Genomic DNA, 15,533 nt, shown 5'->3' on the forward strand with positions numbered 1-15,533 from the left:
CGAACACCAAGGAGCAGGGCTTGCCCACCCTTGGCTTCCGCATTCTTCCTGCACGCTATGGCAGGCCTTTTCCGCTTCATATTTGCATTTTGCCAACAATCATTTTTTCTGATAAGCCGGGCCAACACAATGACGCCGGAAAACCCGTTAGAAACCCGCCAGGACAGGCGCCATTCCCCGCCCCAAGCAAATTGATTTTTGAAACGGTTAAGATTATTGGCCCAAATTTTTCTGCCAAGCTTCAAAACCACCCGCCATAGACAATACATTTTTGTAGCCCATTAGCTGCATGCTCTGCGCGGCCATTGCCGAACGGCCTCCAGTCCGGCAGTAAACCAGCACCGCCTTGGCTTTGTCGGACAACTCAGGAACAGCGCCGATCTTAAATTCCAGCACCCCCCTAGGCAGCAAAACCGCCGCATCCAAATGTCCCGCCGCATATTCGCTTTCTTCACGGGTATCAACCACCACCAAATTGCCTTCATCAATCAATTTCTTAGCCGTTGCCACGGTGACTTCGGTGATGTGCTGCTTAGCTTGCGCAACCAAATCCTGTGCTGTCAGCTCTTGCCTGACCGGAGCCCGGCCTTCCCGCTGTGCGACCGCATCTTGGCGTTCATTTTCATCCAACCCGCAATACCGATTGGCGGGGACCGCCTCGTCAATCAGGCGCGGCTTAGGTAAGTTCAGGTTCGCCATAATATTGATAAATTCCTCCCGGGATTTTCCGGCCAAACGCGCATTGGTGGTGCGCTCTTGCATGATGCTGCTGACCCAACGGCCTTGATAATCATGCCCCGGATAAACCAGGGTTTCATCCGGCAAAGTAAATAGCCGTTGGGTAATGCAGTCATACAAAGCCCCGGCGTCACCACCCTGAAAATCTGTGCGCCCGCAACCGCCGATAAATAACGAATCCCCCGTAAACACACGATCCCGCCACAAAAATGACAAGCTGCCTTTGGTATGGCCTGGGGTGGCAATCACTTTAATTTGTTCGCCATCGCCAAAAGGGAAAATATCCCCATCTTGGATTTGAATATCCGCCGTTGTCGCACCGCATAATTCGCTGACCGCCGTTTGCGCCCCCAAACGTTGCCGTAACAAACCACCAGCCGTAATGTGGTCGGCATGGACGTGGGTTTCCAGCGTATATTTCAGCTGTAAACCGTGCCCGTCCAGCAAAGCGATGTAATCGTCAATATGGGTGTTGACCGGATCAATAAACACGGCATCCTTGCTGACAGGATCAGCAATCAAATAAGTGTAAGTCCACGTTTCAGGGTCAAATAATTGATTGAATAGCATGGTGTCGCCTCTTGAGATTTTGTGGTTAGCGTTCTAAATCATCGGTTTTAATGCTTGGGGCTAATGTAATCCCCAGCGCACTTTATTGGTTTTATTTATCACAAAGCAAGGCTTATGCCACAAAAATAATAAGCCACCACCATAATAACTATCTGTAAAACAAGCACAACTAGAAACCCATGGCGTTTCACAACATAAATAATGAAACATTATTATGGTTCACAAATAAAGATATGAAACAAATCAAGAAACATCGCTTAGCCTAGCCCACGACCAAGAACCGGAAACACCTGAAAAAAAATTTGTCCGCCAAGTTGAAATTCTTACAGACCGCCATATATCCACGGTGGGTACCCAATAAACTTGTTATTTTTAAGTAATTTAACCGCATTTATCGGAGGTTATTATGACTATTGTCCGTTATCAGCCCTGGGGCTTATTAAACCAATTACAAAAAGAACTGGAACGCGGCTATCAAGGCGGGGCAAGCGATGGTTCGGCCGCTACGGCGGAGTGGGCTCCGGCCGTCGATATTAAAGAAGAAACCGACAAATTCGTGCTTCACGCCGATATTCCAGGCGTCAAACCTGAAGAAATCGACATCAGCATGGAAAACGGGGTGCTAACCATCAAAGGCGAAAAGAAAACCGAAGCGACCACAGAGCAGGAAGGTTATAAACGGGTTGAACGTTCGTATGGCAGCTTTTACAGGCGCTTCAGTTTGCCCGATTCCGCCAATGCGGACGCCATCAGCGCCAAATCAAGGCACGGCGTGCTGGAAATCGTCATCCCTAAGCGGGAAGCCGTGCAGCCCAAAAAAATCAACGTCTCTTCTGAAGAATGACCGCCTGACGGAGCCTTCGGGCTCCGTTTCCAGCCCAGTTGCCCGCCGCCTCCCCTCTAGCAAAAAAACATTCTGAAACCCCTTTATTTTGGCCACACACCAACGCCCCTATCAACTGGACGGATAGAAAGGCCGATTGTGCAACACATATCATAGCCGCCATAAATCATGCTAAAATCAACAGTTTGATTATGCTCCGGTTACCATTTTCCATGCCCAATACCCAAAAACTGCCCGTCACCGCCTTGAAGCTCCATCTTGATCATCTGGGCAGTTTTGACTTTTCCGGCCCCACACAGCCACCGCCCGGCATCCTCGGCCAGGCCAGGGCGCGGGCGGCGTTGGCGTTTGGTATCGCCATGCCACAGTCCGGCTACCATGTTTTTGTTATGGGCGAACCGGGCATGGGGCGGCTGACGTTGATCAACCAACAACTTGATGCTGTCGCCGCGACATTGCCACCCCCCGCTTCTTACGCCTATGTCGATAATTTTGACAATCCCCGTGAGCCCATCGCCCTAGCCTTACCTTCCGAATTCGGCCAGCCGTTCAACAAGGACATTGAAGCCTTGCTGGACAAACTGCTGCACATTTTCCCCGCCGCGTTTGAAAGCCCTGCGTACCAGCAAAAAAAGACCGCCATCGAACGCCAGTTTAACCAGTCTTACCACCGCGCCATTGACCGCGTTGACAAAAAAGCCCGCACCATGGACGTCGCCTTGTTCCGCGAAGACGAAAACATCACCTTCGCACCCATCCGTGACAAAAAAACGCTCAACGAAAAACAGTTCAGCCAATTGCCGGAAGCCGAGCGCGAAACCTTCCATAGCCAAGTCGAAGAACTGGAAGATTTCCTCAGCGAAGCGCTACTGGAACTGCCTTTGTGGCGGCGCGAAGTCTTGGAAAAGCTTAAGGAATTGGATAACGCCACGATCGGCCAGGAAATCCAGCCCTTGCTGGCCGACCTGCACGACAAATATATCGCCGTTGATGATGCCATCAGCTATTTGTCGGCTTTGGAACAAGAGCTATACACCACCATCAGCGATTACCTGATGCCGGCACGGGGCTTGGAATCCATCAGCCACGCCGCCAAGCGCGCGCGCCTGCTGGAGCAATTCGCCCCGAACATCCTCATCGACCATTCGCAAGACAACGGCGCGCCCGTAGTCTACGAAGCGCACCCGACTTACCAGAATTTGTTCGGACGCATCGAATACACCAGCGACCAAGGCCTATGGGTCACCCATTACCAGCGCATTTGCAAAGGGTCATTGCACAAAGCCAATGGCGGCTACCTGATCCTCGACGCGGAAAAGCTGGTGGACTACCCCTTCGTTTGGGATGCGCTGAAACGGGCGTTGAAATCCGGCACCATCGAAATTGAATCGCCCTATTCGGACATGGGCATCAGCACCATGGCATTGAAACCGGAAGTGATCCCGCTCCATGTCAAAATCGTCTTGGTCGGCTCAGCTGACATTTATTACCTATTGGAAGAACTGGATAACGAATTCAACGAGATGTTTAAAGTGCTGGCGGATTTTGATTATGAAATCCCCATCACCCCCGAATCCCTACGCCATTTTGCGGGGTTGATGCATAAACAGGCCGCCGATTCGGGCGCAAAACCCTTGGCCACATCAGCCATAGCCAGCCTGGTTGAACACAGCTGCCGGCTTGCCGAAAACCAGCACCGTTTTTCTGCGCATATCAATGACACGTTAGACCTTATTGGTGAAGCCAACCTCTTCGCCAAACAATCCGCCGTCACCGAATTGGGACGTGAACATATCGAACAAGCCTTAGTTGCCCGCGACTACCGCAACGGCGGGTTGTCCCAACGCATCCTCGACGACATGCTGGACGGCACCATCTTGATCGACACCGACGGCGAAGCCATAGGCAAAATCAACGGGCTGACCGTGTTGAGCATCGGCGGCAGCAGTTTCGGCGCACCGGCCCGTATCACCACCTCCGTCTATCCCGGCTCACGCGGCATCGTCGACATTGAGCGCGAAGCCGAATTGGGGGAGTCCATCCATTCCAAAGGCGTGATGATCTTGACGGGCTATTTGGGGCATTTTTACGCCCAGCAATTCCCTTTGGCCATTTCCGCCAGCATCGCCATTGAGCAATCCTATAGCGCGATAGACGGCGACAGCGCGTCGTTGGCGGAACTGTGCTGCCTGATTTCGGCGCTGACCCGCACCCCGATCAACCAAGCTTTTGCAGTGACCGGCTCGATCAACCAATACGGCGAAGTGCAAGCCATCGGCGGCGTGAATGAAAAAATTGAAGGTTTTTTTAGGCTGTGCCAAGCACGGGGGTTGACCGGCGAGCAAGCCGCGATTATTCCGGCGGCGAACAAACGCAACCTGATGTTGAAACAGGAGGTGATAGATGCGGTGGAGCAGGGCCTGTTTGCGGTTTACGCCGTCTCCACGGTCGATGAAACCTTGGAACTATTGACCGGGCATCTGGCAGGAGAAGCGGACGAAGAAGGCAATTACCCCGAAAACAGCATCAACTTCAAAGCCATTTCACGCTTGAAAGAGATTTCAGAAATGGCGGGGGATGATGAGCATAAAGAAGAAGGGGGTTGATGCGGTTGAGACTGTGAAAGTATTGCAAAATGCTCTAAAAATTAATGATTGCCCACAAAAAACATGAACCAATTAAATAATAACTTTCAATAACTTATACTTAATCTGGCTTTACACTTTCGTGTTTTTTCGTGATTTTCGTGGACATAAAATAATTCTTTCACAGTCTCGGTTGCGAAACTGCCGGGCATAAATGGCCCGCTGAATTTGCACGAAATTTACGATAAAGTGCTGGATGACATGGAAGAGTTGTAGGGCGTTTATCAAGGCATAGCCAAACTCGCCAGCTCATCCCCTTCCATTCCAGGCTGGTCCAACAAGCGCGTCAGCCAAACTTCGGCGGCTTTTTGGTTGATGCCCAACAAACTGTTGGGGAACAAACCGCCTAGCAGCACCAATAGCAAAGCGGTGGCCAACAATGCCAGTTCATGCGGGCGCAAATCTTGGGTTTGTCCGGCAACCGTCTTGGTGGCCTCGCCTAGAAACGCCCGCCGCGAAAATGCCAACAAACACGCGGCGCTCAAGACCGCGCCCGCCAATGCGGTGATGCCCAAACTGGGATGGGCTTGCAGCGCACCCAAGACCAACAATAAGTCGGCGGGGAAGACGCTGGCCCCGGGCATCCCTAAACCCGCCAACACGAAAAGGAAATAAAATCCGGCCAATTTAGGCATGGCTTTGGCGAGCCCGCCTAAATGGTGCAAGTCGGTGCTGCCCAAGCGCTGTTGGACAAAACCCGCCAGCAGCATCAACACGCCCGCCACCAACGTAAAATTAAGCAGCTGCAATAGTGCGCCTTGAATGCCCTGCATATTCAACGAAGCGATGCCGATGATCACCAGCCCGACGTGGCTGATGCTGGCAAACGCCAACAACCGCCGCAGGTTGCTTTGTTGCAGGGTCAGCAAGGCGCCGTAAATCAGCGTGATTGCGCCAATGATGCCCAGCACCCAATCGTATTCAACCGCCGCCGCAGGGGCTAAGGCCATGGCGTAACGCAATATCCCATAAGTGCCAAGCTTGAGGCTTATCAGTAAGGCCATGACGGGGGCCGGGCCCGCCATGGCGGCTTGTGGCAACCAAGTATGGAAGGGCACGAGCGGGGCTTTGGCGGCGAAACCGACCAATAACAATATAAAAACAATGCCTTGTAGATTATCCGGCAACTGTGTTTCCAGCAGCACCGGAAAGCTGAACGACAAATCCACCGGTAAATTGGCATTGATTTGCGTGGCATGGTTCACCGCCAAAATGATAAACGCCAACAGCAAAGGCAAGCCACCGCAGATGCTGACGAGCAGGTATTTGCTGGCGGCATTGTGGCGTAACGGGTCTAAACCCCATAAGCCGATCAAGAAAAACAACGGCGGCAAAGTGAGTTGCCAGAACACGAAGAACAGCACCAGATCCAAAGCCGAAAAAACACCCAAGGAAGCCGCTTCAAGCACCAGCAGCAAAGCGAAATACAAGCGGCTGTGTGCAGAATGCCATGACGCGGCGATGGACATCAACGTCAGCAACGCCGTAAGCGGCAGGAACAGCACCGAAATCCCGTCGACGCCCAGCAAGTATTCAACATGCAGGCCGGGTATCCAGACATGCCGCTCAAGCAATTGCAAGCCGCCGTCGTCAGGGTTAAATACGTAAACCAGCCAAACACTGGCAAGCATCACGAGGCTGGCGGTTGTTAAGGCGATGGCTTTCGCCAGCCTGATATTTGCGCAAAAACCGATGATCAATGCACCCGCCAACGGCACTAAAACCATCAGGCTGAGGATGGGGAAATGGGCGTTACTCATGGGGGGCTTCCAAAACAGGGGCGGCTTCGAGCTGTTGTGACTGGTGCACCGGAAACGCCTGCACCAGCTCCGAGAGCCCCAGCCTGACATAATTGAGCCACGGGGTCGTGTAAAAACCGCTGGTGACCAAGAGCAATGCCAGCACTATCGTAATCAGGCGTTCTTTCGGCGCGGGTTGCGGCACTCGGCTGTAAGGCTGGGGATGGCGTTTGCTGGTGACGATGAACATTTGCTGGAAAGCCCGTAGCAAAACCGCCGCCGCCAAGACATTGCCCAACAACACCACGATGGCTATCGCCCAACCGTATTCTTCGATAATGCCTTCAACCAGCAAATGCGCGGAGTCAAAGCTAGGTGTCCCGGGCATCACCATGGTGCTGAAAGCAGCCAATAAAAACAACAGGCCGATAGCGGCGTGCTTATCAATCAAGCCACCCAGACGCGGCATAAACGCGGTGCGGGTGCGCTGGTAAACCAAGCCGACGCTGAAAAACATCCCCGCCGTCGCCAAGCCATAAGCAATGGCCAAAAGCAAACCGCCTTGCAAACCAAATTCGTTAAAGCAGAACGCACCGATGATCAGCAGGCCGCTATGGCTGACGGCGACAAACGCCAGCAAGCGGCGGACATTGATTTGCATCATCGCCAGTAAGGCGCCATAAACGACACTGGTTAAGCCTAGCGTCAGCACGAAAACCGCCCATTGCTCGGCAACCCCGGGCAAAATCGGCAAAATGAAACGGATCAGCGCATACAGCCCTAATTTTAAGCCAACCACAAACACGCCGGCAGTGGCGACCGTGCCTTGTTCGGCAAGCAAAGGCAGCCAGCCATGAAAAGGGAACAAGGGCATACGGATGGCGTAACCAAAAAACAGCAGGATAAAAACCAGGATTTCATCGTGCAAATACGCGTTGTTTTCTTTTAAGGTCAGCCAATCGAAAGTCAAATCGTGGTCGGAACCCACCAAGCCAAACGCCAGGAACAAAAAACCCGCCAAGGTCATTAGCAAGCTGCTGCCCCAGTATTGCAGCAACAGCGTCACCACCCAGCGGCGTTTTTGCCCGGTTCCGGCATGCACGGTCAAAATGATCAGCGGCAGGGATTCCAACGCACACCATAACCAAAACTGCATCAAGTTCATGGCGGCAAACGCGCCGGTCAAAATGGCTTGGTATGCCAGCAAACACGCCACAAAGGTTTTGTTGTTGACGTGGCGGGTGATGACGGTATACACCAAGGTCAAAAACGCCAACACGGCGGTCAGCGGGATAAAGAGGATGTTCATGCCGTCCACGCCGACGCTGTAACTGAGCCAGCCCAAGCGGACATTTTCCATGAGCTGGACACCAGCTGCGCTTGGGTCAAAAACCGACAGCAGATAAATGCTCAGCGCGACATTGGATAAGGTTCCGGCAAAACCAAAGCGTAGCGACGCTTTTGGGGAGCGTGACAGCAAAATGGCGACCACCGCCAATAACGGGATCAGCGTCAGCGTAGTTAGCACAGGAAAAGCGGCGGTTTGTGACCACAGAGTCATTGAGGCTGTCATGGTAGGTGCGTTTAGTGTGGTGAAGAAGGCCTTAAGTCATGCGCATTTTGCCAATGCCGCCCGTTTTAAGCATAAAACCTTTAAGGACACGGAAAACACGACGTTTTTCGCTCATATACTTCAAACGGTCAGGTTTTCGGTTTTTGGATTAACCGTTCGTCCTGAGCCTGTCGAAGGGTGGACGGTTAATCCGCTCATGGTTCGCCAAGCTCACCACGAACGGCTTAACCTAAAAAAACCGAAAACGTGACCATTCACAGTATATCTAAATTAACACCATCCGATTCCGGTTACCGTTTAGAAAGCCACCAAAAAAGTGATGCAAACAAACAGCACCAGATAACGTGGCCTTAAGATGACCTGTTCAAACCGATTGACCGCGTGCCCTATTTGCCGCCCATACGTGGACGTCTGCTTGCCCGGGCTACGCAAGACCAAACGCTCTTCAAACCAATGCAATAAGGCCGAAAGCCATTCGGTGAGCTTGCCCGCCAAGCCACTGCTTTTGGCAAAGGGCGTGGCCTGCGGCGGTTCGCTGCCGGACTCCGGCCCGTCATACCCCGCAGGCAGCGGCAACACCCCCACAGACGGCAAGCCGACCAGACGGTCGATGATGCGGTCATCGACATAACTCAAATCCTGCGCCAACCCCCGCACGGGTTTGACCAACGCCCAATCGGCAATTTGATCCAACCAGAATTGCTGTAAGGACAACAGGTACAGCCTGACAGAAACCAAAGCCGGAGCCTGGGCGGCGGGCTTGAAGGCATCCGCTACGGTCAAGCGCTGCAAACAGCACACGGTCAAGTTTGCGCACAAATGCCAGCTAGCCAATTCCCATAGCCCAAAGGCGCATTCCACGAACATCAAAGCAACTTGCGCCAAGGCCGAAAAAAGCAACGAACCCTGCATTGTGGTTTGGGTTTTGCCGATGATATAGCAATACGCCACCGTGGCAAACCCCACCAAGCCCAATACCGCGCGGGCGAAGGGCGACTGCATGAACACCGCCTCCAGCGCCACGACCACAAACACGCCCAGGTGGATCATGATTAAACTGACGGGCGCGGGTTCGTCCAACGTCCTGGCCAACCACGGCGTAAACGGCACCAGCGCGGCTTTGGCAAATGCCGCCAGTGCGAAACAAAGGCCGATCCCCGTCGCCTGCCCAATCGACAACTCACTCGCCGAGGCTTGCAATTGCGCCCAATTGACACTGTCCGTCCACGCATAGCAAAGGCTGATGCCCAGCACAAAACCCGCATCGCCGAGGCGTTGGGTGATAAAAACCCGGGTGGCGTTTTCGGTCGCTTGTGGTTGCTGATACCGATGGGCCACCATTAAATATCCGCACACTTCGGCGAGTATCCAGCCGGCCAAGCAGCCAACCAAGTTGGCGGACAGCACCACCATCAAAACAGCGGCGGCAAACAGGCTAAGGGCCGCAAAAAAACGGTGGAAACCCGCTTGTCGGTGTAAGGCAGAAGTGGCGAAACGGCTGGTAAGCGCCAATAATAAAGACAACAAGGCCGCCAGCCCGACATTGAAACCCGTGGTGGTAAAATTGACGCGGACATTCAGGCTATCGCTGCCCAGCCATTGCCCGACGCTGAAATAACCGTGGTTTTTGCCCAGCAAATCCCCGCCCAGCAAGGCCATCGCCATCAGGCATGACAGGGTCAGCATCCATGTCGCCATATCAGCCGTGAAACCTTCCCGTTTTCCGCCTTGCAAGAGGCCAAACAACAGCCCCGTACCGATAACCGCCATCGCCAGTAACGGCAACAGGGGGATCAAAATGACCAGTGCGTCCATAGGTTTAATAGTTTTTGAGAAAAATGCGGGATAAAAAGGCATATCAGTGCCACAAAAGTCCGGACACCGTCACACGGGCTTAGTATCCATAAGCTGTCATTTTAACGGCTTCCCACTACATAATTGCTATAATATCTGCAAATTTTTTCTGGTTCCTTAAAAATGTCCTTACCACAGCAAATAGAACACGCTATCGAACGCTTGATGTATGCGAGCCGCTGGATTTTGGCTCCGATCTACGCGGGGATGGGCTTGGTTTTGTTGGCCTTGTCCGTCAAATTCTTTGAAGAACTGTACCACTTCTTGCCGCATATTTTTGAAATTAGCGAAACCGATTTTATCCTGACCTTGTTGACCTTGATTGACCTGACGCTGGTGGGCAGCCTGATCGTGCTGATTATGTTCAGCGGCTATGAAAATTTCGTCTCACGCCTGAACATTAGTGACGACACCGAAAAGCTGGATTGGCTGGGCACACACGATTACGCGGCCATGAAAATGAAGGTGGCGACATCCATAGTGGCGATTTCGTCTATCCATTTGTTGAAGATTTTCATGAACATCAACGCCACCGCCAATGACAAATTGCTGTGGTATGTGGTCATCCACTTGACCCTGGTCATTTCCGCCCTGTTCATGGGCTATCTGGACAAACTCACCAAACATTGATGATACAGTTACTATTGCTAGGGACTGCTGGCTGCCATTTGTGCGAAGAGGCGGAGGCCATTGTCGGCAACTTGCCCCCGGATGCCATTAGCCTTGAAACCATCGACATCGCCGACGCGGAACACTGGCAAGCCCGTTACGCCACCCGCATCCCCGTTTTATTCCATCCCCAAACCACATCCGAATTGTGCTGGCCTTTTGGCCAGAGCGACGTTAACCATTTTATCGAGGCACTAATGACTGGATACCGATTAGAAAAAGATAGCATGGGCGAGCTGCAAGTCCCTGCCAGTGCATTGTATGCGGCGCAGACCCAACGCGCCGTTGAAAACTTTCCCGTCAGCGGCTTGACCATGCCACCTGCATTCATCAAGGCCGTTGCGCTGGTCAAAAAAACCGCCGCCCAGGTTTTGTGTGATTTGGGCGAGTTGGACGCCGAATTGGCTGATGCCATTATCGCCGCCGCCCAGCAGATTATTGACGGCCAGCATAAAGACCAATTTCCGGTCGATGTTTTCCAAACGGGTTCCGGCACCAGCACCAATATGAACGTCAACGAGGTGCTGGCGTATTTGGCGTCAAAAATAGCCGGCAAACCCGTCAGCGCCAACGACCATGTCAACATGGGGCAAAGCAGCAATGACGTGATCCCCACCGCCATCCACATCAGCGCCGCGCTGGAATGCAAACGGTCGCTGTTGCCTGCTTTGGCGCACTTGGCCGACACCATAGAGCTTAAGGCCGCCTCATTAGACCACGTCACCAAAACCGGACGCACCCATTTGATGGACGCCATGCCCGTGCGCATGAGCCAAGAACTGGGCGGCTGGGCCTTGCAAATCAGCAACGCCAGGGCGCGTTTGCACGCGACGTTGCCACGCGTTTATAAACTCGCGCAAGGCGGCACGGCGGTTGGTACGGGCATCAACGCCGACGCGCGTTTTGCCATACAATTTGCGCAGGCCTTGAGTGCGGAAACTGGCTTGCCGTTTGTGCCTAACGATTCGTTTTTTGAAAGCCTCAGCAGCCAAGACGCCATCGTCGAATTGTCCGGCCAATTGAAAACCATCGCCGTCAGCCTGATGAAAATCGCCAATGATTTGCGCTGGATGAACTCCGGCCCCTTGGCAGGCTTGGGCGAGATCGAACTGCCCGCCTTGCAGCCCGGCAGCAGCATCATGCCCGGCAAAGTCAACCCGGTCATCCCCGAAGCCACCGCGATGGTCGCCGCGCAAGTCATCGGCAACGATGCCACCATCACCATCGCCGGACAATCCGGCAGTTTCCAACTCAACGTCATGCTCCCCGTGATTGCCTTCAACATCCTGCAAAGCATCGAATTGTTAAGTAACGTCAGCCGCTTATTGGCCGACAAAGCCATCGCAGGCTTCACCGTACGCCAAGACAACCTGCAACACGCCCTAGCCAGAAACCCGATTTTAGTCACCGCCCTAAACCCCATCATCGGCTACGCCAAAGCCGCCGAAGTCGCCAAAGCCGCCTACAAACAAGGCCGCCCGATTATTGAAGTGGCTGCGGAAATGACGGAATTAAGTGTTGAAGAGTTGACTAAATTGCTTGATCCGGCACATTTGACTGAGGGTGGGATTAGCCAATAATCAATTATGTCTTTTGACCATTGGTGGTTCAGCTGTCACTTGACCCCTGCGGATGAAGAACACTTTCAGCCCGTGTTTGTTAATGCCGAAAAACAAGCGGCTCTCGCCCCTAACACAGAAGAAATATTCCAATACTGGCAAGCGCATCCCGAACGATTTTCATCAGAATGGGAATATTCCGTTCCTGTTGAAGAGAGGACAAGGCACGTTGAATGGTATAACCGTTTTGTTTGGGCTTTTAATTTGCCTGGGTATACAGAATTAGGGGAAGAAGTTGCCAGTTTTCTGGATGAGGAAACCTGTTTCCGTTTTATTATCATCAGACGCTGCTCCCCAGGTGCTGTGCTATGGCATTGCTTAGGTTACGAGCGGGCTTCGCTGCTGCCGGGTAATAAAGGAAATATTTTTCTCACCGCTTCTCAAGTTGAAGGTGCTCTGATTAAGGCAGAAAACGCCATGAAGGGCTTAGTGCTTGATGAGGCCATACAAAAAGGGCTTGCATTGGCTGGTCACAGCAACCAAGAACAAGATATTTTTAGTGTCATTACCCATTTATCAGATGGATTACTTTACGCCTATGAAAACGGAAAAGGATTTATGGCTGTCGCTAGGCCGCAGTTATAAGATCAAACCAACTTAAAACTGGCTGAATTTCTTTTGAAATCTTGCGCTCGTTCCCAAGCTCCAGCTTGGGAACGAAGGATGGGAAGCTCTAGCTTCCCGTCAGACTCAAAGCTGGAGCTTCAAGGACTTAGGTTACCAAGCCAGAGCTTGGTAACCAGCGAAATTCGCTTTGTTGTCCGCTCCCCGCCGGATTGCGAATAATAAAACGATTATTTCGAACACACTGCCCAAGACCTAACTTGCCGGCTATCGGGGCTGTTGTTGTAAAGATAGCATGACCATCCTGTTGTATTATTTAAGCTAAAGGGCATGGGGAAACTAGCGTTGATGGTTATATCTTTTGCAGCGTCATTATAGTCCCGATGCCCGCAGCCACCACTTATCACAGTAGGATGAGTGGTTGGGCAGAGTGCCAGAGTGCCTAATTTTGAATTACCGGGGACTGTGTTATCTTGAGAGACTATAGTTGTAAGTCCATTTAAGGTCTGTGGGCCAGCAGGGCCTACGGGGCCAATATCGCCTTTTGGCCCCGGGGAGCCTTTAGGCCCGATGTCGCCCTTAGGCCCTATGTGTCCCGTGTCGCCTTTAAGCCCTCTGTCACCCTTCGGCCCTGGCGACCCAGGTTGCCGCACCAGGGAGATATCCAGATGGGCGGCATGGCTGGTATCCGTGTTTTCTTTGCTGTCGATAACCACTTCACCTATAGTCGTTTCAAGTGATAGTCCCTGACCACCAGGATCAGTCGGGTTGTCCATCCAGAATTTGACAAGGTACGTGATGTCCAGCGCATACCAAAAAGGCACGCCGGAGACGATTATAGGGTCTATGCGCGGGGCAGGATCAGTGGCAATGCTTGGGGACGAGGCAACGGTGACCGATTCATTCCAAGCTTGTGCGATGCGGCTAACCTTGAACTGGGCGGTATCATTGGTAACGCTTTTAACCCAAATATGGAGTATTGCCCTCTCTATATCGGTTGATGCGCTTGCGTTGGTCGGCAAATAATTTGACAATGGCTTAAATTTTAACAACGCTTTTTTCGTATCGCTGTTCGCGACTAGCGATGTGGTTTTGCCGAAACTTGTGTGGACATCTTCTGGAAGCGTCGAAATATAAGTGTCAGCGCGGATGGGAATTTCCACTGCCAACAAGGGCGATGAAAGGAATATGCACAGACTTGTTAGGTAGATTGGATTTATGCGTATGTTCATGGATCCCCCCTTTATGGATAGTACGAATTCTGGTAAAGCCAATTTGGCTGTTGTCAACTCGGTAAGGCGCACTCAGTAGAACACAATATGGATTTTTATTGCAGCATTTTTGTTGCGCCCATTCCCAATCCAGAGCTTTGGAATCAACGTCCTATTTTTTTTATGCCCTGTAGATACAACCCATTTTACAATTACTAATAACCTGCAATTGACAACATGACCACACAACCCAGCAAAGACTTAGAAACCTTCCCTAACCCACAACCCGAACGTGATTTCACGATCCGTATCGACATCCCCGAATTCACTTGCCTGTGCCCCAAAACCGGACAGCCGGATTTTGCGAAAATCCAAATCGAATATGTACCAGCCGATGCTTGCGTGGAGCTGAAATCGCTCAAGCTGTATATGTGGACATTCCGCGAGCGGGGCGCATTCCATGAGGCGGTGACTAACGAAATTTTGAATGACATCGTAGCCGTCACCCAACCCAATTTCATGCGCATTCGTGCCGAGTTCAACGTGCGCGGCGGTATTTACACCACTGTGGTAGTCGAACACCGCAATCCGGCGTGGCAAGCTCCCGCTTTGGTCAACTTGCCGTAAGCACAGGACAGACATGACGCTAAAAGAAGCCCTGTGCGTGTTGCCGCAATATGCTTTGCCACAACATAGCTTGTCGATATTGATGGGCAAGCTCACCCATTGTGAAAACCCCGCCGTTAAAAACTTGTTTATCCAGCAAATTATCAAGCATTACGGCGTGAATATGGCTGAAGCCCTACAACAAGACATCCAGCAATTCAAAAGCTTTAACGATTTTTTCACCCGCGAATTGAAACCGGGCGTAAGGCCGTTGACGACCGGGCGCAACGCGATTGCTTGCCCCGCCGACGGCGCAGTCAGCCAAGCAGGCGCGATCACCGATGGCACGATTTTTCAGGCCAAAGGCAAAAGCTTCACCGCCCAAGAATTGCTAGGCGGGTGCGCCGAACGCGCCGCGCCGTTCCAAAACGGCATGTTCACGACCATTTATTTATCGCCCAAAGATTACCACCGCCTGCACATGCCCTTGACCGGAACCCTCAAGGAAATGGTGCATGTCCCAGGCCGTCTGTTCAGCGTCAACACCATCACCACCAACAACGTGCCTGGGCTCTTTGCCAGAAACGAGCGCGTCTGCTGTTTGTTTGACACCGAAATTGGCCCAATGGCTTTGGTTCTAGTGGGCGCAATTTTTGTTTCCAGCATCGAAACCGTTTGGCATGGCGTGGTCACGCCACCGACAATTGAGAAAGTCCGTACTTGGGATTATGCAGACAATGCGCCGACCTTGAACATCGGCGAGGAAATGGGCCGTTTCAATATGGGCTCCACCATTATCGTGCTGTTTGGGAAAGACAAAATGCAATGGGACAGTGGTTTTGTTGCCGATAAGGCCGTTAAGCTGGGTGAAAAAATTGGGGAGCTGACGTGAAAGCCCATA

The 15,533-nt window shown here is 52.2% G+C and carries 12 protein-coding genes; 7 read left to right on the plus strand and 5 right to left on the minus strand.

Features of this window, described 5'->3' with window-relative positions:
- Positions 1-213 precede the first annotated feature (213 nt).
- Positions 214-1,308 carry an MBL fold metallo-hydrolase gene (locus METMI_RS28110; RefSeq protein WP_019865098.1) on the minus strand — a complete coding sequence of 365 codons (1,095 nt, stop codon included), beginning with the start codon at positions 1,306-1,308 and terminating at the stop codon, positions 214-216.
- A 406-nt stretch (positions 1,309-1,714) separates the two neighbouring features.
- On the opposite strand from METMI_RS28110, the gene METMI_RS0104730 reads away from it, so the two are divergent.
- The gene (locus METMI_RS0104730) at positions 1,715-2,152 is read left to right on the plus strand and encodes an Hsp20/alpha crystallin family protein (RefSeq protein ID WP_019865100.1); all 438 of its coding nucleotides are present in this window, start codon (positions 1,715-1,717) and stop codon (positions 2,150-2,152) included.
- A 212-nt stretch (positions 2,153-2,364) separates the two neighbouring features.
- The gene (locus METMI_RS0104735) at positions 2,365-4,758 is read left to right on the plus strand and encodes a Lon protease family protein (protein ID WP_029151483.1); all 2,394 of its coding nucleotides are present in this window, start codon (positions 2,365-2,367) and stop codon (positions 4,756-4,758) included.
- 263 nt (positions 4,759-5,021) lie between these two features.
- Here the strand turns inward: METMI_RS0104735 and METMI_RS0104740 are convergent, their stop codons facing one another.
- The 3 genes from METMI_RS0104740 to METMI_RS0104755 all read right to left on the minus strand — a co-directional run bounded on the left by METMI_RS0104740 (position 5,022) and on the right by METMI_RS0104755 (position 9,966).
- Complete coding sequence (locus METMI_RS0104740; RefSeq protein ID WP_019865102.1) at positions 5,022-6,557, minus strand: complex I subunit 4 family protein; 1,536 nt, start codon at positions 6,555-6,557, stop codon at positions 5,022-5,024.
- Complete coding sequence (locus METMI_RS0104745) at positions 6,550-8,097, minus strand: complex I subunit 4 family protein (protein ID WP_232215182.1); 1,548 nt, start codon at positions 8,095-8,097, stop codon at positions 6,550-6,552. The genes METMI_RS0104740 and METMI_RS0104745 overlap by 8 nt, the downstream gene beginning before the upstream one ends.
- A 309-nt stretch (positions 8,098-8,406) precedes the next feature.
- Positions 8,407-9,966 (minus strand): proton-conducting transporter transmembrane domain-containing protein, encoded by a 1,560-nt coding sequence (locus tag METMI_RS0104755; RefSeq protein WP_019865105.1) that lies wholly within the window; start codon positions 9,964-9,966, stop codon positions 8,407-8,409.
- Between the two features lie 120 nt (positions 9,967-10,086).
- On the opposite strand from METMI_RS0104755, the gene METMI_RS0104760 reads away from it, so the two are divergent.
- From METMI_RS0104760 to METMI_RS0104770, 3 genes are read left to right on the plus strand one after another with little or no spacing between them, the layout of a single operon-like run.
- Positions 10,087-10,593, plus strand: a complete 507-nt coding sequence (locus METMI_RS0104760) for a TIGR00645 family protein (protein WP_019865106.1) — start codon at positions 10,087-10,089, stop codon at positions 10,591-10,593.
- Positions 10,593-12,212: an aspartate ammonia-lyase gene (locus METMI_RS0104765; protein WP_019865107.1), complete on the plus strand. Its 1,620-nt coding sequence runs from the start codon at positions 10,593-10,595 to the stop codon at positions 12,210-12,212. Before METMI_RS0104760 ends, METMI_RS0104765 begins: the two co-directional genes overlap by 1 nt.
- Positions 12,213-12,218: 6 nt before the next feature.
- Positions 12,219-12,836 (plus strand): hypothetical protein, encoded by a 618-nt coding sequence (locus METMI_RS0104770; RefSeq protein ID WP_019865108.1) that lies wholly within the window; start codon positions 12,219-12,221, stop codon positions 12,834-12,836.
- Between the two features lie 209 nt (positions 12,837-13,045).
- On the opposite strand, the gene METMI_RS26730 is transcribed toward METMI_RS0104770, so the two are convergent.
- Positions 13,046-14,047 (minus strand): DNRLRE domain-containing protein, encoded by a 1,002-nt coding sequence (locus METMI_RS26730; RefSeq protein WP_019865109.1) that lies wholly within the window; start codon positions 14,045-14,047, stop codon positions 13,046-13,048.
- A gap of 216 nt (positions 14,048-14,263) precedes the next feature.
- Here METMI_RS26730 and queF point away from each other — a divergent pair, with 216 nt between their 5' ends.
- Both queF and asd read left to right on the plus strand, forming a co-directional pair.
- Positions 14,264-14,653 carry a preQ(1) synthase gene (queF, locus tag METMI_RS0104785; protein ID WP_019865110.1) on the plus strand — a complete coding sequence of 130 codons (390 nt, stop codon included), beginning with the start codon at positions 14,264-14,266 and terminating at the stop codon, positions 14,651-14,653.
- Between the two features lie 13 nt (positions 14,654-14,666).
- On the plus strand, positions 14,667-15,524 hold the full coding sequence (gene asd / locus METMI_RS0104790) for an archaetidylserine decarboxylase (protein ID WP_019865111.1): 858 nt from the start codon (positions 14,667-14,669) through the stop codon (positions 15,522-15,524).
- The last annotated feature ends 9 nt before the right edge of the window (positions 15,525-15,533 follow it).

Origin of the sequence: Methylovulum miyakonense HT12 (assembly GCF_000384075.1) — a bacterium.
Classification (GTDB): domain Bacteria; phylum Pseudomonadota; class Gammaproteobacteria; order Methylococcales; family Methylomonadaceae; genus Methylovulum; species Methylovulum miyakonense.